The sequence below is a fragment of the Streptomyces sp. NBC_00582 genome, from assembly GCF_036345155.1.
Taxonomy (GTDB): Bacteria; Actinomycetota; Actinomycetes; order Streptomycetales; family Streptomycetaceae; genus Streptomyces.
This window is the reverse complement of the sequence record NZ_CP107772.1, coordinates 9073746-9094223: the sequence shown is the minus strand read 5'-3', so window position 1 is coordinate 9094223 and position 20478 is coordinate 9073746. Positions and strand designations below refer to the sequence as shown.

General features: G+C 73.4%; 14 protein-coding genes. 6 read left to right on the top strand and 8 right to left on the bottom strand.

Translation table 11 applies throughout. The features are described from left to right. Positions 1–7: 7 nt before the first annotated feature. A complete protein-coding gene (locus tag OG852_RS41215; RefSeq protein WP_330347208.1) occupies positions 8–964 on the top strand; it encodes an IS481 family transposase in 957 nt (318 codons plus the stop codon). Here OG852_RS41215 and OG852_RS41210 read toward each other — a convergent pair. Further along, the gene (locus tag OG852_RS41210; RefSeq protein WP_330350545.1) at positions 961–4377 is read right to left on the bottom strand and encodes a BTAD domain-containing putative transcriptional regulator; all 3417 of its coding nucleotides are present in this window, start codon (positions 4375–4377) and stop codon (positions 961–963) included. The two genes, OG852_RS41215 and OG852_RS41210, sit on opposite strands and share 4 nt — an antisense overlap. Positions 4378–4514: 137 nt before the next feature. On the opposite strand from OG852_RS41210, the gene OG852_RS41205 reads away from it, so the two are divergent. Both OG852_RS41205 and OG852_RS41200 read left to right on the top strand, forming a co-directional pair. Next, positions 4515–5207, top strand: a complete 693-nt coding sequence (locus tag OG852_RS41205) for a hemerythrin domain-containing protein (protein ID WP_330350544.1) — start codon at positions 4515–4517, stop codon at positions 5205–5207. A 4-nt stretch (positions 5208–5211) separates the two neighbouring features. Then, positions 5212–6123, top strand: a complete 912-nt coding sequence (locus tag OG852_RS41200) for a pyridoxamine 5'-phosphate oxidase family protein (protein ID WP_330350543.1) — start codon at positions 5212–5214, stop codon at positions 6121–6123. Here OG852_RS41200 and OG852_RS41195 read toward each other — a convergent pair. Together OG852_RS41195 and OG852_RS41190 are read right to left on the bottom strand one after the other, a co-directional pair. Next, a complete protein-coding gene (locus tag OG852_RS41195) occupies positions 6110–6712 on the bottom strand; it encodes a TetR/AcrR family transcriptional regulator (protein ID WP_133917503.1) in 603 nt (200 codons plus the stop codon). The genes OG852_RS41200 and OG852_RS41195 overlap by 14 nt on opposite strands. Before the next feature lie 22 nt (positions 6713–6734). After that, on the bottom strand, positions 6735–8789 hold the full coding sequence (locus OG852_RS41190; RefSeq protein WP_133917502.1) for a discoidin domain-containing protein: 2055 nt from the start codon (positions 8787–8789) through the stop codon (positions 6735–6737). 283 nt (positions 8790–9072) lie between these two features. Between OG852_RS41190 and OG852_RS41185 the strand changes: the two genes are divergently transcribed. From OG852_RS41185 to OG852_RS41175, 3 genes are all read left to right on the top strand, one after another. Further along, complete coding sequence (locus tag OG852_RS41185) at positions 9073–11052, top strand: flavin monoamine oxidase family protein (RefSeq protein WP_330350542.1); 1980 nt, start codon at positions 9073–9075, stop codon at positions 11050–11052. Positions 11053–11135: 83 nt separating this feature from the next. Then, positions 11136–11513 (top strand): peptidase inhibitor family I36 protein, encoded by a 378-nt coding sequence (locus OG852_RS41180; RefSeq protein WP_133917500.1) that lies wholly within the window; start codon positions 11136–11138, stop codon positions 11511–11513. Positions 11514–11582: 69 nt separating this feature from the next. After that, complete coding sequence (locus tag OG852_RS41175; protein ID WP_133917499.1) at positions 11583–12536, top strand: TIGR01777 family oxidoreductase; 954 nt, start codon at positions 11583–11585, stop codon at positions 12534–12536. A 323-nt stretch (positions 12537–12859) separates the two neighbouring features. Here the strand turns inward: OG852_RS41175 and OG852_RS41170 are convergent, their stop codons facing one another. From OG852_RS41170 to OG852_RS41150, 5 genes are all read right to left on the bottom strand, one after another. Continuing rightward, positions 12860–13576, bottom strand: coding sequence for an alpha/beta fold hydrolase (locus OG852_RS41170; protein WP_330350541.1), 717 nt, complete (start codon positions 13574–13576; stop codon positions 12860–12862). 18 nt (positions 13577–13594) lie between these two features. Further along, on the bottom strand, positions 13595–14563 hold the full coding sequence (locus tag OG852_RS41165) for an alpha/beta hydrolase (RefSeq protein WP_330350540.1): 969 nt from the start codon (positions 14561–14563) through the stop codon (positions 13595–13597). 119 nt (positions 14564–14682) lie between these two features. After that, complete coding sequence (locus tag OG852_RS41160) at positions 14683–15564, bottom strand: AraC family transcriptional regulator (protein ID WP_330350539.1); 882 nt, start codon at positions 15562–15564, stop codon at positions 14683–14685. Between the two features lie 67 nt (positions 15565–15631). Continuing rightward, positions 15632–17437: an AfsR/SARP family transcriptional regulator gene (locus OG852_RS41155; protein ID WP_330350538.1), complete on the bottom strand. Its 1806-nt coding sequence runs from the start codon at positions 17435–17437 to the stop codon at positions 15632–15634. Continuing rightward, positions 17427–20240 carry an AfsR/SARP family transcriptional regulator gene (locus tag OG852_RS41150; RefSeq protein WP_330350537.1) on the bottom strand — a complete coding sequence of 938 codons (2814 nt, stop codon included), beginning with the start codon at positions 20238–20240 and terminating at the stop codon, positions 17427–17429. Before OG852_RS41150 ends, OG852_RS41155 begins: the two co-directional genes overlap by 11 nt. Positions 20241–20478: the final 238 nt, after the last annotated feature.

Genomic DNA, 20478 nt, shown 5'->3' with positions numbered 1-20478 from the left:
GGTCTTCGTGTCCCACCGTAATGCCCGGTTGACCGTTCACGGCAGGCGGCTGCTCGTCGAACGTGTCTGCGGTGGCCGCCCGGTCGCGCATGTCGCGGCGGAAATGGGCATCTCGCGGGCCACGGCCCACAAGTGGATCCGCCGCTGGCGGGCGGAGGGCGAGCTGGGGCTGCACGACCGCCCCAGCCGTCCGCTGACGACACCCCACCGCACGGCGGCAGCGGTAGAGGCCCGCGTGTGCCGGCTGCGCCAGGACCGCAAACTGGGCCCCGCCCGCCTCGGCCCGGTCCTGGGCCTGCCCCCCTCGACCGTGCACCGCATCCTCACCCGCCACGGCCTCAACCGGCTTGCGCACCTGGACCGGCCCACCGGACAGCTCATCCGCCGCTACGAACGCGACCGGCCCGGCGAACTCATCCACGTCGACGTCAAGAAACTCGGCCGCATCCCCGACGGCGGCGGCCACAAGGTCCTGGGCCGTCAAGCGGGCCGGGCCACTCGCAGCGGGATGGGCTTCGACTACATCCACTCCGCCGTCGACGACCACAGCCGCCTCGCCTACAGCGAGATCCACGCGGACGAGAAGGCCGCCACCTGCGCAGACTTCCTCCGCCGGGCCGCGGCCTTCTTCCAGACCACGGGCATCGACCGCATCGAGCGGGTCCTGACCGACAACGCCTGGCCCTACCGCAAGAGCTTCGCCTGGCAGCAGGCGCTTGCCGACCTCGGCGCGGCCGGCAAGCTGACCCGCGCCTACCGGCCGCAGACCAACGGCAAGGTCGAACGCTTCAACCGCACCCTGCTCGACGAGTGGGCCTACCTCAAGCCCTACACGAACAACGGCGAGCGGACCGCGGCCCTGGCAGACTTTCTGCACACCTACAACCACCACCGCTGCCACACCGCACTCGGCGGTCAGCCACCGATCAGCCGTGTGAACAACGCTGCGGGTCAATACACCTAGGGCACGACGGTGGGGCGGGACGCGCGGGTGGTCTCCAGGTCGGCGGCCGCTCGGTCGGCGGCGGCGGTGAGGTGGGGTGAGCCCCAGGCGCGGGCGGTGCGGGCGGCGAGGGCGTAGTGCTCGGCGGCGGACCGGTCCTCGCCGAGCAGCCGGTGCAGGTCGCCGATGGCGTGGGCGACGGGACGGCTCGCGTACGCGGTGCCTGCCGCGCCCGCGAGCTGGTCCCGGAAGGGCAGCATCCGCTCGATCAGCGCGGCGGCGGTGGCGTGGTCGTCGTGGAGGACGGCGAGCTGGGAGCGGTAGTCCAGCTCGATGCCGTAGAGATGGTCGGTGACGGGTTCCGCCGGGAAGCGCACCTCGCTCGCCTCGTCGCTTCTGCCGAGCCTGGTCAGGAGGAGGGCGAGCAGGACTCCCACCGAGGGGCCCGCCTGGTCGTACACCGCCCGGATCATCCGCTCGACCTCGGTGACACGGCCCTGGGCGAGCCGGACGGTGCTCAGGCCGAGGGTGCGCAGACCGGTGGCGTGGTGCGCGCCGACCCGTTGGAGCAGTCCGTCGGCCTCGGCGTACAGGGCCTCGGCGGCGTCGAAGCGGCCGGCCACGGCGGCCAGCATGGCCGAGGACGCGGCGCCCAGGCCCTGGGCCCAGAGCATGCGGTAGCGGCGGGCGAGGGCCAGCCCGTCGGCGGTGCGGCGGCGGACGGTCTCGGGATCGTTGAGGGCGGCAGCGGTCATGCCGTCGAGGTGCTCGCAGATCCAGCGGTAGGCGGGCAGGTCGTGGGCGCGGGCGAGCTCGCGCAGCTCGGTGACGAGCGGGGTGCGGGCGCTGCCCTGGACCTCGTTCGGCAGCAGCCGGGCGGAGGTCATCAGCGCGGCGGCGAGGAGCCGGGGGTCGCCTCCCTCCCGGGCGAGCCGCAGCTGGGTGCGGGCCGCGTCCAGGGCCCGTGGCGGGTCCTCGGCGGCCACCGCCTCGACGAGGACGTGCAGTACGCGGCCACGGGTCGCGTCGTCCAGGCCGGGATCGTCCGCGAGCCGTTCCAGGCGGGCCAGGGAGGTGCGGTCGTAGGGGCCGTCCAGTCTGCTGCGCCACCCGGAGGGCTCGGTCCAGGCGCCGTAGACCGCGGCGACCAGGTCGCCCCGGTCGGCCAGTTCGGCCAGCTCGACGGCCCGCTGCCGCGTGCGCCGTGCCGCGTCCGTGGAGCCGGCCCTGATCTGCGCGCCGAGCAGCCGCACCAGCAGCCCCACGGTGCGGTCGAGCCGAAGGTGGGGATCGTGGACCGGGGTCGCCATGTGCACGTCGATCGCCTGCTGGAGCAGATCGACGGCGATGTCGTGGGCGTAGCGCCGCTCGGCGGCCTCGGCGGCACGCAGCGCGTAGTCGACGGCGAGGGGCGCGTCGGCGGGGCTGCCGGAGCGGGCGAAGTGGTGCGCGAGGGCGGCGAGATCGTCGGGGCGGTGGCGGCGCAGGACGCGGGCGATACGGCCGTGCAGCCGGGCCCGCCGTACGCCGGACAGGTCGGTGTAGACGGTGTCGCGGACGAGGGCGTGCACGAACCGCACCCGCCCGGGCCCCGGCTCGGTGAGCAGGTCGGCGGCCAGGGCGGCGTCGAGCCCCTCCAGCACCGCGTCCTCGTCGGCGTCGGCCGCGTCGACCAGCAGCGCCACCTCGGCCTCCAGGCCGACGGCCGCGGTCAGCCGTACGGCGGCCCGGGCGCCCTCGGGCAGCAGGGCCAGCCGGCGGCGCAGCACGTCCCGGACGCCCTGCGGCACCTCCGACACGGCGACCAGGGCGCCCTCGTCGGCGAGCAGCCGGGCGCTCTCCAGGACGTAGAAGGGGTTGCCGCCGGTGCGCTCCGCGAGGGCGGCGACGGTCGTGGCGTCCACGGGCGCCCCGCAGACGGCGTGCACGACGGTCGCGACGTCCGCCGGGGGCAGCCCGCGCAGCGCGATCCGGTGCGGGGCGCCAGGGGCGAGCTGTGCGAGAGTCTTGACCAGGTGTTCGCCCACCTCGGCCGGGCGGTAGCTGGCGACGGTGAGGAGGGGGACGCCGGTGACGGCGGCCGCCGCCTCGAGCAGGGCGAGGGTCTCGCCGTCGGCGCGGTGCAGGTCCTCCAGGACGACGGCGAGCGGGGCGGCGGTGGCGGCGGCCCGCAGCCAGGCGGCGAACGCGCGGTGCATCCGGAACCGGCCGGCGGTCGCCTCGTCGCGGGTCGCGGCGGCCCGGTGCGCGGGCTCGCGCAGCAGCACGTCGAGTTCGTCCGGCCGGGCCGGGGGCAGGTCCCGGGCGAGGGCGCCGAGCGCCTCCACCCAGGCCCAGGCAGGCGGCGCGCCCTCGTACTCGGGGCACCGCCCGACGACCACCACCCACCCGTCGGCCCGCAGCACCCCGACGAACCGCTCCAGCAACGCCGACTTCCCCGCTCCGGCCTCCCCCCTGACCAGCGCCACCCCTCCCCCACCTCGCGCGACCCGTGCGGCGGCCCCGAGGACCCGCAGCTCACCTTCACGGCCGACGAAGGGCGCGGAGCCGGGACCGGGGGCGGTGGGGGCAGGGACGGGGAGGCCGGAATCCGGGGCGAGGGGGAGGGCAACAGTCGCAGCGGCGGCAGTGGTCACACCCGTCGCGGCCATCGCAGTCGTCGGCGAGGGTACGGTCGCGTGCAGGACCTCCGCCCTCTGCGTGAGTACGGCCCGTTCCAGTTCCGTCAGCGCCGGGCCCGGGGCGCAGCCCAGTTCCTCGCGGAGGATGCGGGTCGCGCGGCGCAGGGTGGCGAGGGCGTCGGACTGGCGGCCGCAGGCCCAGTGGGCGAGGGCGAGCAGCCGCCAGCCCTCCTCGCGCAGCGGGTTCTCCCGGACGAGGACCTCGGCCGCCGGAACCGCCTCGGGGGCGCGGCCGGTGCGCAGGTCGGCCGCGGCGGCGAGCTCGCGGGCCTCGGTGCGCAGTTCCGTCAGCCGCGCGACCTCCGCGGCGGCCCAGCTCTCGTCCGCGTGTTCCGCGTAGGCGGGCCCCTGCCACCACCCGAGGGCCTCGGCGAGCAGTCCGCGGGCCTCCTGCGCCGGCGCCCGGCGGGCCCGGCCCACCGACGCCTCGAAACGCCAGGCGTCCACGGCGTCCTGCGGCAGCCGCAGGGCGTAGCCGGGCGGGGCGGTGACCAGGACGGTCGCCGGGGTGCGGGGCGGCCTCCCCGGCTCCAGCGCGCGGCGCAGATGGGAGACGTAGGTGTGCAGGGACACCGTCGCCTTCGCGGGCGGTTCCCCGCGCCACAGCGCGTCCGTCATCCGCTCCACCGGTACGACGCTGCCCCGGGCCGCCGTCAGCAGCGCGAGCACGGCCCGCTGCCGGGGCGCGCCCAGTCCGACCGGTGTGCCCCCGACCTCGGCACCCAGCGAACCCAGGACTCGAATACGCAGCACGCCGCGGGAATCTACCCGAGCCGTCGTGCGATCCCGTCAACGGACGATAAACGCGCCAAGCGGACGCCAAGCAGACGCCAAGCGGCCTGCGGATCCTGGGTGGTTGTTGCCTGTTTCCGAGTGTGGGAGCCCCGAGCGTGTCCCCCAGCAGTACGACTGACGAACTTCCCTCGGCCGAGCGGCCGTACACCCACGAAATGGTCGTGGTCCACCGTGTCTTCCGCCGCGAGTCGGCCCTTCTCCCCCGTCTGGTGCGGGCCGTCCCCGACGGCGCGACGGCGCGTGCGGCGCAGGTCGCCGGCCATCTGCGCGAGTACGTGGACGGTCTGCACCACCATCACGCGCTGGAGGACGAACTGGTCTGGCCGCTGTTGCACGCGCGGGTCGCGCGGGACGGCGAAGTGGTCGACCGGATGGAGGAGCAGCACCGGCGGATCGACAGCACCCTCGCGGCGGTGGCCGAATGGGCGCCCGCCTGGGAGCGGGCCGCGGACCGCATCGCGGGCGAGGAACTGGCCCTCGCGCTGGACGCCCACCGCACGGTCCTGCTCGAACACCTCGACGACGAGGAGCGGTTGGTGCTCCCGCTGGTCGCCGAGCAGCTGACCGTCGCGGAGTGGGACCTGGTCGGCACGCGCGGTCTGGAGCGGATACCGAAGGAGAAGCTGTTCCTCGCCCTCGGCGCGCTGCTGGAGGAGGCGACGCCCGAGGAGCGGAGGGTCTTCCTCGGCAAGGCCCCGCTGATCGGCCGGCTGTTGTGGTGGGCGGTCGGCCGACGCCAGTACGCCGCCGCGTGCCGTGCGCTGCGCGGCCCGCTGGAAGGGAGGTAGGGACATGTCCGTACTCGACTCCGCCCCGCTCGACGTCCTGGACGCCTACCGCACCTGCGAGTTCGTCACCCTCGGCAGGGACGGCACCCCGCTGGTCTGGCCGACGGCGGTGCTGCGGCGCCCGGACGGGACGCTGCTGCTGTCCACGTCCCTGGCGTTCGCGCAGAAGGCGCTGAACATCCGCCGTGACGGCCGGGTCGCCCTGCTCTTCTCCGACCCGACCGGCAGCGGTCTCGTCTCCGCCCCACAGGTGTTCGTGGGCGGCCGGGCCGAGTGCCCGGACGAGATCATGACGGGTCCGCGGGGCGCCGAGGACTACTGGCGGATGCTCTTCGAACGGCAGCCGCACAGCCGCGCGTACGTCTCACCGCCCCTGCGCGGGACGATGGCGTGGTACTACCTGCGGCTGCTGATCACGGTCACTCCGCAGGAGGTGATCGTACGGGAGCGGTTCGTCCCGCCGGTCGTCGCGGCCACGACCGGCGGCCTCCCGGGGGCTGCCCAACTCGCCCGTCACAGCAGCGCGGTGCTCGCCGCCCGGGACGCCTCCGGGGCCCCCGTGCTGGCGCGGACCCGGCCGGTCCCGGCGGACGGCGGCTTCGCCGTCACGGTTCCCGCCGACTGCGCCGCCGCCCCGGGGCCCGCCTCCCTGCTGGTGCACCGGCACGACGAGAAGCTCAACCACATGCACAACGCCTTGGTGCGCGGTGAGCTGAAGCGCGCGGGTGAGTCCTGGCTGCTGGTCCCGGACCGTGTCGTGGAGCCGATGGGCACCGGGCGCCCCACCGACGCCTTCAAGGTGCTGAGCCGCGCCAAGCGGGCCACCGCCCGCTATCTGCACCGGCGTGGACGGGCTCAGCCGCCTGTCCGCTGGGCGGAGTTCAAGGCGCTGGTGGCCGAGGTCAAGGCCCGCTGACGCCCACCAGTCCGGCGATATGGGCGGTGACCGTGTCGAGGATGTCGGTCCAGGCGGCCGCGTCGCCGAGGACCAGGTAGTTGAGGGTGAGTCCGTCGGTCATGGCGGCCAGATAGCGGGCCAGGACGGGCACGGGCACGCCGAGCCGGAGGTCCATGCTCCGGCAGAGGTCCCCGAGGAGTGCGGCGTAGGCCTCCTCGTAGAGCTCGTACTGCCGGCGCGCCAGATGCTCGAAGCCGGGCTCGCGCAGGGCGTACTGGGTGAGCTCGTAGGTCAGCATGTGCTCGTCGGGATGGGCGCGGACGTGGTCCCAGTACGCCTGGAACCCGGCCCGGACCGTCTCCTCCAGGGTGGCCCTGGGCAGGAGCGCCTCCTTCACGACGCTCACCGAGTGGTCGGTGAGCGTCGTGATGACGGACTCGACGAGGGCCTGCTTGGAGTCGAAGCAGTAGTGGAAGACGCTGAGGGACACGCCGGCCTCGGCCGCGATGGACCGGGTGGTCGTCTTCGGGACGCCGTCCCGGGCCATCGCTCTGATCGCCGCTTCCGTCAACTGCCGGCGCCGCTGTGCGGACGGCATCCGTGCCATGCGTGTCCCCCGTTGTCGTACGTCAGGCGCTGTGGACGCCCACCTCGTACAGCGAGTATCCCCAGTCGGTGCCGCGGTCCAGGCCGTGGACCCGGACGTAGCGGGCGGGTGTGCCGGTGAACTTGGCGGTGTCCAGGCCGCCGTCGCCGGAGGTGGTGGACCAGACGGTCGTCCAGGTGGTGCCGTCGGTGGAGAGTTCGATCCGGTACGACGTGCCGTAGGCGCGCTCCCAGTCGAGGGTGACGCGGGAGACCCGGTTGGTGGAGCCCAGGTCGACCTGCCAGTACTGGTCGTCGCTCCAGTCGCTGGCCCAGCGGGTTCCGTCGTCGCCGTCCACGGCCCGGCCCGGCTGGTAGCTGGTGAACGGGTTGGACTCGGACGAACTGGCCGTGGCGGTCTGCCCCTGGGCGAGGTTGACGGACGCCTGGTGCTGTTCGGTCGCGCCCCAGGTGTCGAGGTAGGTCTCGGCGCCCCGGAAGAGGTCGTCGACCACGTCCTGACCGCCGACCTTGCGGATGTCCTCGATCCAGTCGGGGATCATGCCGACGTGGGCGGCGCCGTCGGTGTTGAAGTCGAAGGTGCGTGAGCCGGTGGTCTGCCTGTCGATGACCGAGCCGCCGTCGACGCTCTTGAAGGGGTACGTCACCTTGTTCGCGGCGTCGGCGCCGCGCGGGGCGGGGTGGTCGCCGATGCCGTTGAAGTCGGTGCCGTAGCCGTAGCCGACGCCGTACTCGTCGCGCAGCGCCTCGGTCCTCTTGGCCTCGGTGACGAAGTCGGTGGAGCCGTGCATGTACTGGGCGACGAACCCGCCGAGGGAGTAGACCCGCTCGGTCCAGTTGAGGTCCATCCAGCTGTGCGAGGAGATGACGCCCGGGTAGCCGGCGGCCTCGAAGATGTCGAGGGCCTGGCCGGTGGCCTTGACGCTCATGTGGTCGATCTCGAGCATCATCTTGCGCTTCATCATGCCGCGCACGGCGTACTCACCGAGGTTGGTGAGCCCGCGGGTGTTGCACTGGGCGTCCGCGTCGTAGTCCGGGACGTCGGTGCCGGCCGGCAGGTCGGCCTCGGCGTCGGAGGCGGCGGTGCCGATGGGGTTGTCGTGCATCGCGGTGGTGCACTTCTCGGTCTGCCAGAAGGTGCCGGTGGACAGGAACTGCCCGACGTTGATGGCGGTGCCGAGGCCGCCCTCGTCGAAGCGGACACCGCACAGCGCGTTGTCGAACTTGTGGCACAGGAACATGCTGCGCACACCCAGGGAGTACAGCTCGTCGAGGCCCTTGTCGATGTCGGCCTTGCTGCACTGCGCGATGTCGAGGATCTGCTTGCAGCCGAACGGCTCGGAGGTCTCCACGCCCAGGATCACGGCCAGCTTCCCCGCCTTGATCACCTCACGGGCCTGCGCGCTGTCGGTGACGATCCGGAACCAGCCCTTTCCGGTGCCGCCGTACATCGCGTCGATGTAGGCCTGCAGGTCGTACGTCAGCTTCGCCTGGAGCCGGATCGAGGTCATCTCGTCACAGCTGCGGTCCTTGAAGGGGTAGACGGAGCAGATCATGCCGTTGGTGACGAGGTCGTTGACCAGCACCCGCTGTCCGCCGCGCCAGGCGCGCTCCACCCAGGCGTAGTAGTTCGCCTGGTGGGTCATGGAGTCGTACGCCGGCCAGTCCGCGAACGTCGGCCAGCCGACCGGGTCGTGCTTCCCGTCCCCGCCGTGGGTGATGTAGTCGAAGAGCGCGAGCGTGCCATCGGGGTAGTGCTCGGGACAGTCCTTGAGCGCGTCGGCGACTCCGGACGTGGAGAACACCTTGCCGCAGATCAGCCGGCCACCGAAGGCCTCGTTGGAGAACAGGTGGTTGTGCGCGTCGACGAAACCGCGCACCTCCCCGGCGGAGTTGGTGCCGGTGAAGGGCGCACCGGTGACGTTGATCTGGGCGTCGGGGGACGGCCGTGAGGTCGGTGTCCACCAGTCGGTGCCGGCCGCCGAGCTCTGCGCGGGGCCGAGGATCGAGGCCAGTACGAGAAGGAGCAGCGAGACGACGGTGACGTCTCGGCGTCTGCGGTACGGGCGTCCGGTCATGGTCACAGCCCACGTCCCTCGGTCGGCGGGTCGCGCGGTCGACGAGGGCGTTTGAACCGCCCTTGAGGTTGTCATGACCGACGCAAGATAGTGGGACGAGAATGCGGCTGCCGCCTTTCCCAGTCAAGAGTCCGGGACGCTTGACCTGATAAGTCGGCGTGAGACGGGTAAACCTCCTGCTCCCGTGGGTAGTTGCGCGCCCACAGCGGGTGCGCCCGGCCGATCAGGTGATCATCGCCCGGAGTGGCCGACGGGCCCGCGCACGGCCGCCTATCCAGGACCCATGGACGTTTCCCACACTTCTGGACAGCCCGGACTCTCCCGCCGCAGGTTCACGGCGGCCACCGCCGGGGCCGCCGCCCTCACCGCCGCCGCCCCCGCCGAGGCCCTTCCCGCGCGGTCTGCGCCCAAGTCCACCGCCGACTGGGCGACTTGTCTCGCCGTCGCCCGCGCCCTGCTGGTGGTCGACGCCGAGGACCGGCCGCTCGTGCCGTCGTACCGGAAGATCCTCGACGGCGGCCTGCCGCGGGCGGGGGCCGGGCCCGCGAAGAAGGTGCTGGTGGTCGGCGCCGGGCCCGCCGGTCTGGTGGCCGCCTGGCTGCTGAAGCGGGCCGGACACCACGTCACGCTCGTGGAGGCCAACGGCAACCGGGTCGGCGGCCGCGTCAAGACCTTCCGTACGGGCGGCCACGAGCGGGCACGGCAGGCGTTCGCCGATCCGCTGCAGTACGCGGAGGCCGGCGCCATGCGGATCCCCGGAAGCCATCCGCTGGTGATGCAGCTCATCGGCCAACTCGGCCTGGCCAAGCGCCGGTTCCACCTCGTGGACGTCGACGCGGACGGCCGGCCGGTCAACAACGCCTGGCTGCACGTCAACGGTCTCCGGGTGCGGCGCTCGGCGTACGCGAGGTCGCCGCGCCGGGTCAACCGGTCGTTCGGCGTGCCGCGCAGGTACTGGGACAAGCCCTCGGCGGTCATCCTGCGCGAGGCCCTGGATCCGGTGCGGGACGAGTTCAGCACGGTGGGCGCCGACGGCAGGCGGGTCGACAAGCCGCTCCCGGAGCGGGTGCGGGGGTGGGCGCGGGTGGTGCGGACCTACGGCGACTGGTCGATGTACCGGTTCCTGACCGAGGAGGCCGGTCTCGACGAGCGGACCGTCGATCTCGTCGGCACCCTGGAGAACCTGACCTCGCGGCTCCCGCTGTCCTTCATCCACAGTTTCATCAGCGCCTCGCTGATCAGCCCGGACACCGAGTTCTGGGAGCTGGTGGGCGGCACGGCGACCCTCCCGGACGCACTGCTGAAGGAGGTCGCGGACGTACTGCGCCCGGACCGGCGGGCGACGCACATCGAGTACTGGGCACCGGGCCGCCGCGGCGCCGACGACACCGCGCACGTGAGCGCCGAGGGGCCGCACGTGTGGATCGACACCGTCTCCGAGGGGCGCGACGGCACTGTGGTGCGCGAGGAGTTCACCGCCGACCTGGCGATCGTCACGGTCCCGTTCTCGGGGCTGCGGCAGGTGCAGGTCGCCCCGCTGATGTCGTACGGGAAGCGACGGGCGGTCGCGGAGCTGCACTACGACAGCGCGACCAAGGTGCTGCTGGAGTTCAGCAGGCGCTGGTGGGAGTTCACCGAGGCGGACTGGAAGCGCGAACTCGACGCCGTACGGGCCGGGTTGTACGAGGAGTACCGCTCGGGGAAGGCACCGGCCGACGGCAGCCTGCTCGGCGCGCATCCCTCCGTGCCGCCGGGGCACATCGGCGAGGGGCAGCGGACGCACTACGCGGCCAACCGGTGGGCGACCCGGGACCAGCCGGAGGCGGCGCACATCGTCGGCGGGGGCTCGGTCTCCGACAACTCCAACCGCTTCATGATCAACCCGTCGCATCCGGTGCCCGGCAGCGCGGGCGGTGTCGTCCTCGCGTCCTACAGCTGGGCCGACGACGCCTCCCGCTGGGACTCCCTCGACGACGACGCCCGCCATCCGCACGCCCTGCGGGGGCTTCAGCAGGTTTACGGCCAGCGCGTCGAGGTCTTCTACACGGGGGCCGGCCGCACGCAGAGCTGGCTGCGCGATCCGTACGCGTACGGCGAGGCGTCCGTCCTCCTGCCCGGGCAGCACACCGAACTCCTCACCGCGATCCGCACCCCGGAGGGCCCGCTGCACTTCGCGGGCGACCACACCTCCGTGAAACCGTCGTGGATCGAGGGGGCCGTGGAGTCGGGCGTACGGGCGGCACTGGAGGTCCATCGGGCCTGAACCCCCGCTGTCCGGACAACGGTTGAGCAATCGAGCGGTGATTCCCTTCCTTCAGGAATGATCCCGAAGGAAGGGCCGGACCCATGACGTTCCAGCGATTCGTCCGACGAGCCGCCGTACCCGCGGCGATGACGGCCGCCCTGGCCGGCGGCGCCCTGGCCGTGGCGCCCGCGGCGAGCGCCGCCCAGAGCGACTGCCCCGCGGCCATGGTGTGCATCTTCCAGAACGTCAATTTCGAGGGGCGCTACATCGGCCAGACCGATCCGTACCGCCCCAACGTCGGCGACTACATGAACGACCGGACGAGTTCCATCGTCAACAGGACCGACCGGGACATCTGCTTCTACCAGGACGCCGACTACAGGGGAGACATGCTGATGTGGGTCCCCGCACGCTCGGCCGCCGACGTCCTCGTGGAGGGGGCCAACGACCGCATCAGCTCGTTCAAGCCCTGCTGGTAGCCCCGCAGGGTTTTGAACGCGTTCAAAACAGGGGTAGGCTCCCTTTCCTGCGACGAGGGGAGCCTGCTCGTGAAGTTCGTGTTGCCCGGGGGGACCGGGCAGGTCGGGACGGTCCTGCGGCGGGCGCTGGAAGCGGACGGGCACGAGGTCGTCGTGTTCGGCCGACAGCCGGCCCGGGCCGGTGAGGTGCGGTGGGACGGGCGGACCGTGGGGGCCTGGGCGAAGGAGGTCGACGGCAGCGATGTCGTGATCAACCTGGCCGGGCGGAGCGTGAGTTGCCGATACACGCCGGAGAACCTCAAGGCCATGATGGACTCGCGGGTGGACTCGGCGCGGGTCGTGGGCGAGGCGATCGCCGCCGCCGCGCGGCCGCCCGAGGTGTGGCTGCAGATGAGCACCGCGACGATCTACGCCCATCGCTTCGACGCGGCCCACGACGAGGACACCGGGGTGATCGGCGGCCACGAACCCGGTGTGCCGGACTACTGGGGTTACAGCGTCGACATCGCCACCGCCTGGGAGCGGGAGCTGGAGAGGGCGGACACCCCGCACACCCGCAAGGTGGCGTTGCGCTCCGCCATGGTGATGAGCCCGGACCGGGGCGGGGTCTTCGACGTGCTGTCGTGGCTCGCCCGGCTGGGTCTGGGCGGACCGGTGGCGGGCGGCGCCCAGTACGTGTCGTGGATCCACGACCGGGACTTCGTGCGCGCGGTGGAGTTCCTCGTCGAGCGGGACGACCTCACCGGCCCGGTGAATCTGGCCGCCCCCGCTCCCCTGCCGCAACGCGGCTTCATGCGGACGTTGCGCTCCGCGTGGGGCGTCCCGGTGGGCCTGCCCGCCACCCGGTGGATGGCCGAACTCGGCGCGTTCGCCCTGCGCTCGGACACCGAACTGCTCCTGAAGAGCCGCCGTGTCGTCCCCGGCCGGCTCCTCGCCGCGGGCTTCTCCTTCGACCACCCGCACTGGCCGGAGGCCGCCGAGGATCTCGTACGGCGTCGCGGACACCGCCGCAGGCGGCCGTGACGCGGGTCACGAACTGGGCATCGTCAGGCTTCTGACGGCGGGTTGTCAGGCGACTGCGGTTGCATGACGGGGGACGTTCCCCCCACCAGGAGTGCCATGACCCCCATCCTCGCGCACGACCCGTCCGAGTCCGCCCCCGACTTCCCGATGCCGAGGGACCCGGCCTGTCCGTTCGCGCCGCCGCCGGAGACGATGCGTCTGCACGACCCGTTCAAGAACGACGGGATCGTGTACGGCGTCCATGAGCTGCCGGTGAGCTGGCAGGGCGCCGGAGACCGCGCGGACGTGCACAGGGGAGCCGTCCGCGCGGTGTTCGGGGGGCGTCAGCCGGTCGCGCGCACCGCGTCGCGGATCAGGTCGGCGACCTCCTTGGGACGCGAGACGGCGACGGCGTGCGAGGCGCCCTCCAGCTCCACGACGGTGGCCCCGGCCCGCCGCGCGCCGAACCGTTCCACGTCGGGGTTGATGGCCTCGTCGGCGGCGGCGATCAGCGCCCAGGAGGGTTTGGTCCGCCAGGCGGCCGCTTCGGCCTTCTCCTCGAACGCGGCGGCGGCCAGGGGGCGTTGCGCCGCGGCGAGGACCTTGGTGACGTCCGCGGGGACGTCGGCGGCGAAGATTGAGGGGAAGGCGTCCTGGGCGATGGTGACCTCGACGGCCGGCTCGCCGCCCGGAGTCGGGTACGTCCACTCCTTGAGGTTGCTCACCAGCGGCGACAGCGGGTAACGGCCCTGGAGTTCACCGAGGCTCTCGCCCTCCTCCAGGGCGTAGGCGGCGACGTAGACGAGACCGACGACGTTCTCCGTGACACCGGCGACCGTGATGAGGGCGCCGCCGTAGGAGTGGCCGACGAGGACCACGGGGCCGTCGATCTGGGCGGCGACGGAGGCGACGTAGGCCGCGTCGGAGGCGAGACCGCGCAGGGGGTTGGGCGGGGCGATCACGGGGATGCCGTGGTTCTGGAGTTCCGTGATGACGCCGGACCAACTGGTGGCGTCGGCGAACGCGCCGTGGACGAGGACGACGGTGGGGGTGGTGGTCATGGGGGGATCTCCTGAAGGTCAGACGTGCAGGGCGTCGCGCAGGGTGCCGACGGCGAGGGTGATGGCCGCATCGGCGGCGTGGGTCGGGCGCAGGGCGTTGAGCATGACGAAGTCGTGGATGATCCCCTGGAACCGGACCGCGGTCACCGGCACACCCGCCTCCCGCAACTTGTTCGCATACGCCTCACCCTCGTCCCGCAGCACATCCGCCTCACCCGTGATGATCAGAGCCGGAGGCAGGTCCTTCAACTGCTCGACAGTGGCCCGCAGCGGAGAAGCGGTGATCTGGGCCCGCTCGGCCTCATCGGTCGTGTACTGGTCCCAGAACCACCGCATCCCGTCCCGACGCAGGAAGTACCCCTCCGCGAACTGGCGATACGACGCCGTCTCGAACGACGCATCCGTCACCGGATAGAACAGCACCTGCTGCACCAGCCGAACCCCACCCCGCTCCTTCGCCATCAACGTCAGCGCCGCGCTCATGTTCCCCCCGACCGAATCACCCGCCACCGCGATCCGCGAACCGTCCAGCCCCCTCGAGGCACCCTCCTCCACCACCCACCGCGCCACCGCGAAGTTCTGCTCGATCGCCACCGGATACCGCACCTCCGGCGACAGGTCGTACTCCGGAAACACCACCGCGGCCCCAGCGCCCACCGCCAGCTCACGCACCAGCCGGTCATGCGTGTGCGCGTTCCCGAACACCCACCCCGCACCATGAATGTAGAAGATCACCGGCAACACACCACCGACACCCGCGGGCCGCACGATCCGAGCCCGCACACCACCCGTCGGACCCCCCTCGACCGTGACCCACTCCTCCTCCACCACCGGCATCACGACCTCACCGGACTGCACCTCGTCCACCGCCTTACGACCCTCGACCGGAGGCAGGTCGAACAGATACGGCGGGTTCGCGGTCGCCTCGGCGAACGCCGCGGCCTCGGGCTCCAGCACCGGCACGACCGGCTCTACGACGTCGGACATGGCATCTCCTGCTGTTGTCGTTGTGCGTTGTCTTGCTCTGGCACGCTAAGTCCGTCGGGTGGCCGGGAATTGCCCGCGAGCGCAGCGGTGATGTCCTCACAGCGCATGGTGCGACCGGCTCACCGTCCGGCGCCCGGGGTGCGGCCGACGGTGTCGCGCCATTCGCGGGGGGACATGCCGTAGGCGGCCCGGAAGACCCGGCTGAAGTGGGGGGCGCTGAGGAAGCCCCAGCGGGCGGCCACCGCCGCGATGGTGCGGCTGCCGCGGCCGTGGCGCATGAGGTCGCGCCGGCACTCGTCGAGGCGGCGGCGCAGGATCCAGCGGCCGACGGTGGTGCCCTCGTCCTTGAACAGTTTGTGCAGGTAGCGCACGGAGACGTGGTGGGCGCGGGCGATGACCTCCGGTGACAGGTCGGGGTCGGTGAGATGGAGTTCGACGTACTCCAGGATCCGCGTCAGCACCGGCGAGGGCGCGCTGCCCGCGGGGTTCGGTGTCCGGCCGCCGAGCTGTTCGGTGGCGAGGGTGGACAGCAGGTTCACCGCGTTCCAGGCGAGCATCTCGCCGATCCGGGGGCGGGCCCCGGCCGCCGCGCGGGCGAGGTCGGACAGTAACGGCGAGAGCAGTGTGCCCAGTCGGGAGGCGCGGGCGACCGGTGTACGGACGATCCGCTCCGTCTCCGTGCCGGAGAGCCCCAGCAGCTCGCCGGGGACGAGGAACACCGTCGCCCGGAACCGCTCGGGGAAGTCCAGGACGGGGGCGTGCCGGGTGTCGTAGAAGCAGATGTCGCCCGGGGTGAGGTGCAGGGCGAGATGCCGTGGGTCGGGTGGGGCCGTGCCGCCCCTCAGGCCCACGAAGAGGTACTCGCCGGCGGTGCGGGCCAGGAGCCGGTGCGCGGGGATCCGGGGACCGTCGGCCGGCAGTGGCTCGGTGGTCTCCGAACCGCGTTCGTCGGTGAGGATCTCGACGCCCGGGGGTGTACGGACGGAGCTGGTGGTGGTCACGAGGGGGGACGCTAGGTCGGCGGAGGTGCAAAAAGAGTGACACCGAAGTGACTTCGCCCTGCGAGGGCTATGCCGGGGAAGGTTCTGCGGAGAGTTCCGTCGCGAGGGCCCGCAGCAGGTCGTGCAGGGTGTAACGGCCCGGCTCGGGTTCGGCGAGGAGGTGGGATTCCGCGAGGTGGCCGAGGAGGAGACGGGTCCGGCGGGCCGGGATGCCGGTGAGCGCGGCGGTCGTGGTCGCGGTGAGGTGGGGGCCGGGGTGGCGGGACAGCAGCCGGAAGAAGCGGGCGCTGTCGTCCGGCAGACGGTGGTAGGAGGCGAGGAGGGCCGGGCGCAGGGCGGACAGGGCGTCGAGGCCGCCGTGCGCGGCGCGCAGTTCGGCGGCGAGCGCCGCGAGGGGGACATGGGGGTGGCCGATGGCGCGGGCGGCGACGAGCGTGAGGGCCAGCGGCAGCCGGCCGCAGCGGGTGAGGATCTCGTCGGCGGCCGTGGGCTCGGCGGCGATCCGGCCGGGGCCGATGCGGCGGGCGAGGATCGCGTGCGCGTCCTCGGCGGACGGCGGTTCCACACGCAGCGGCCGGGCGCCCGCCGCGACCAGTCCCGGCAGGGCGTTGCGGCTGGTGACGAGGGTCAGGCAGCCCGGTGCGGCGGGCAGCAGCGGGCGTACCTGCTCGGTGTCGAGGGCGTCGTCGAGGACCACGAGCGCGCGGCGCTCCGCCAGCAGCGTGCGATACAGCCCGGCACGGGCGGTCACCCCGTCCGGCATGCGCCGGGCCGGCACCCCGAGCGCGGTGAGCAGCTCGCGCAGCGCGTCGAGGGGCTCCACGGCGGGCCGTCCCGGCTCCGATCCGCGCAGGTGCACCTGGAGTCGTCCGTCGGGGAACCGGGGCGCCGCCTGTTGCGCGAAGCGCACCGCGAGGGCGGTCTTGCCCACCCCCGGCATCCCGCCGACGAGCACCGCACCGCGGTCCCGTGCCAGGTCCGAGAGCCGCTCCGACTCGGCCTGCCGTCCGGCGAAGTGGCCCGGGTCGGAGAGCGGCCGGGGTGCGGCTCCGCGCACCTCCTGGCGGAGCACCCGTGCATGGGCGGCCGTCAGTTCCGGTCCGGGGGTGAGGGAGAGGTCGGCGGCGAGACGGCGGCGGATGTCCTCGTACGTGGCGAGCGCCTCCGCCTGGAGGCCGCACGCGGCGAGGGCGAGGACGAGGCGGGCGTGCAGGGGCTCGTCGAGGGGCTCGTGGGCGGCGGCGTGGCGCAGGGCGGGGAGGACCTGCCCGGCGTGGCCGGACAGGAGGGCGGCGTCGGCGGCGAGGCGTGCGGTGTCCAGGAGTTCACGCTGTACGGCCGTGAACCGGACGTGGGCGCGGACATGTTCGGGGATGCCCATCGCCAGCGGGCCGTGCCACTCCTCCAGCGCCCGGGTGAACCGCCGGGCAGCCGTCCCGGCCCGTCCGGTGGCGGCCGCTCGCTTGCCCTGCCGGGTGAGCTCACGGAACCGCAGCAGGTCGGCCTCGTCCGTCTCCGCCACGAGGAGGTGACCGCCGGTGCGGCGCGGCAGCCGGCGGCCGGGGGCGCGGGGCGGCAGTCCGGGTTCCAGCAGGCGGCGCAGGGCGGCGACGTACCGCCGTACGACATGGGGCGCGCTGGCGGGCGGGCGGTCGCCCCACAGCGCGTCGAGGATCTCACCGGTGGACACGGTCCGGCCCGCATGCGCCAGGAGCAGGGCGAGCAGGGCACGCTGCTGGGGGAAGCCGAGGTCGAGTTCTCGTGCGCCGCGCCACACCCGCACCGGGCCCAGCACCTGGAACCGGATCGGGCCGGGTTCCGCCACCGCTTCGGCGTCCGGTGAACCGGCGCCGCCCCCGGTGTCAGCACGCACCGGCCCGCTCCTCGCCGTCCCCCAACCGCTCCTCGACCGCTTCCGCGTCGGTGTGTCCGAGTCCTCGGAGCAGGGCCAGGGCGTCGGTCCAGGCCGCGCGGGCCGACGGTTCGTCGCCCATGGCGAGGTGGGTGTCGCCGACGCGGGTCAGGATGCCGGCCTCCACATAGGGCACGCCCAGGTCCCGCAGCAGGGCGAGGGCGTTGCGGTAGCCGAGCAGGGCGTGCGGGTGCCGGCCGAGGTGGTGGTGGGCGTAGGCGATGCTGTCCCAGGTGGCGGCCTGGCCGTACCGGTCGCCGAGCTCCTGCAGCATGCGCAGCGCCTCGTAGCAGTGCTTCAGGGCCTGCCGGTGGTCGCCGAGCAGGGCGTGGTACCAGCCGACCGAGTTGAGGACGCTGGCCTGGGCCGCCCGGTCTGAGAGGTCGCGGAACAGGGCGAGGGCGAGCTGGTTGTGGCGCAGGGCGCCGGGCAGGTCGCCCCGCTGGTCGCACTCCCAGCCGAGGCTGCGGTGGGTGTTGGCGCGGCCGGTGTCGTCGCCCAGTCCGGTGAAGAGGTCCAGGGCCTGTTCGAGACGGGGGACGGCGCGGGTGTGCAGACCGAGGCGGCCCTCGATCCGGGCCAGTCCGCGCAGGCCGCGGGCGAGGAGGACGGGGTCGGCGAGCCGCCGGGCCGTGGCGAGGGCGGTGTCCTGTGCGGTCAGCGCGTCGTGCCAGTGGCCGCGTCGGTCGAAGAACGGCTCCAGGGACCAGGCCAGTTGGCAGGCGAGCCGTTCGCGCGCGGCCCGGCCGCAGTCGGCGGCCGTGGCGACGACGGCGAGCAGTACGGCGTGTTCGGCGGTGAGCCAGGCCAGAGCCTCGTGGTCGTCGGCGAGCGGTGCGGGCCGGGCGCCCTCGGGTGCGGGTGGCGGGGGCAGCGGGTCGGAGTTCGGGGCGAGGAGGCGGTCGGCGGCGTGCGCGGTGTGCAGGTAGTGGTGGTGGAGCCGGTCGAGGGCGGTCTCGCGGTCGGTCTCGTTCTCGTGGTCGTGGACGAGTTCGCCGGCGTGGGCGCGCAGCAGGTCGTGGAAGGAGTAGCGGGCGGGGCGGTGCTCGGCGATCAGGTGCAGGCCGGTCAGCTCGGTCAGCAGCCGGCGGGTCCGGCGCTCCGGGAGGCCCGCGAGGGCGGCCGCGGCCCGGAGGGAGACATCGGGTCCCGGGTGCAGGGCCAGGAGGCGGAACAGGCGGGCCGCGTCGGGGGACACGGCGTTCGTGGACCAGGAGAAGACCGTGCCGACGTCGACGGAGGCGTCGGCGCGGGCGAAGGCGTCGAGGCTTCCGTGGGCCTCGCGCAGTTCGGCGGCGACGTCCGCGAGCTGGAAGTGCGGGTGGGCGGCGGCGCGGGCGGCGACACAGGCCAGGGCGAGCGGCAGTCCGGCGCACAGGGCGCCGATCTCCTCAGCGGCCCGGGGTTCGGCGGCCACCCGTGCCGCGCCGAGTCTGCGGACGAGGAAGGCGCGGGTCCGGGCGGCGTCGAAGGGGCGCAGGGTCAGGGAGCGGGCGCCGTGGGCGGCCACCAGGCCGGCCAGTTCGTCGCGGCTGGTGACGAGGGTCAGACAGCCGGGTGAGCCGGGCAGCAGCGGTGTGACCTGCTCGGTGTCGCGGGCGTTGTCGAGGACGACGAGGACGCGTCGCCCGGCCAGTACGCTCCGGTAGAGCGCGGCCTGCGCCTCCCGTCCGTGCGGGACGCGTTCGGGGGGGACGCCGAGCGCGTCCAGGAAGCCCCGGAGCGCCTCCCCCGGGTCCATCACCGCGCCGGACGGGTCGAAGCCGCGCAGGTTCACATAGAGCTGTCCGTCGGGGAAGCGGTCGGCGACCCGGTGCGCCCAGTGCACGGCGAGAGTGGTCTTGCCGACGCCCGCCATACCGCCGACGGCGCCGATCACCACGGTCCCGGGGTGCGGCAGCTCGGCGTCGAACAGCTGCGGCAACTCGCCGAGTTCGGCCCCTCGGCCGGTGAAGAGGGGCAGGTCCGAGGGGAGTTGGGAGGGGGTCACGAAAGGAAGCGTGCCCTCGCCCGGCAGGGCGTCGTGCGCGTCCCTCAGTTCCGGGCCGGGGTCGATCCCCAACTCCTCGGCGAGCCGGGCCCGTACGGTCTCGTACACGGCGAGCGCCTCGGTGCGGTGCCCTGATGCGGCGAGCAGTCGCAGCAGACGGGCGTGGACGGGTTCGTCCAGCGGATGGTCGGCGGCGACCCGGCGAAGCTGCGGCAGGGCCCGCTCCGGCAGCCCCGCCCGTAGGGCCGTCTCGGCCAGCTCCCCCGCCGCCGCGAGCCGTTCGCGCTCCACGCCGGCGAAGACCGGATGGCTGCGGGCGGGCGAGGGGATGCCCTCGCCCATCGGTCCGTGCCACAACGACAGTGCCTCGGTGAGGAGTTCGACCGCGTGGGCCGGGGCGGTGTCCGCGCCGGCGCGGGCCGCCTCCCACAGGGTGCGGAAGCGCGGGAGGTCCGCACCGTCACCGTCGGTGACGAGCCGGTATCCGCCGGCGTCCCGCACCAGCCGGCGGCCCTCGGCGCGGGCGGGGAGCCCGGGCTCCAGGAGCCGGCGCAGCGAACCCACGTGGCGGCGGACGACGTTGACCGCGCTGCGCGGCGGTTCCGCGCCCCACAGGACGTCCAGGATCTCGCTCACGGCGACCGGCTGACCCGCCCTGGCCAGCAGCAGCGCCAGGAAGGCGCGCTCCTGCGGCCCGCCGACGTCCAGCTCCGTCTCCCCCCGGCACACCCGCAGGGTGCCCAGCACCATGAACCGCACCGGCTCCGGCGGCACGCGATCCCCTCCCCGCTCGCTCCTCCCCGCCCTCGACCTTACGTCACGGACGGAGTTACCCAGAGTTACGAATGAGACGTCCGTCCCGTTCACCGGGGCACGGCCGGCCGGCACTGCGCCGTGTGCCTGACTTGTGGGCGTCGCCCGGCACGGCGGCTCGGTGCGCGGGGCGGGGGCGGTGACAGTGGGCGTCTCCCCCGCCGTGCGCTCCGCCGGCCATCCGCGACGAGAAGGAGAT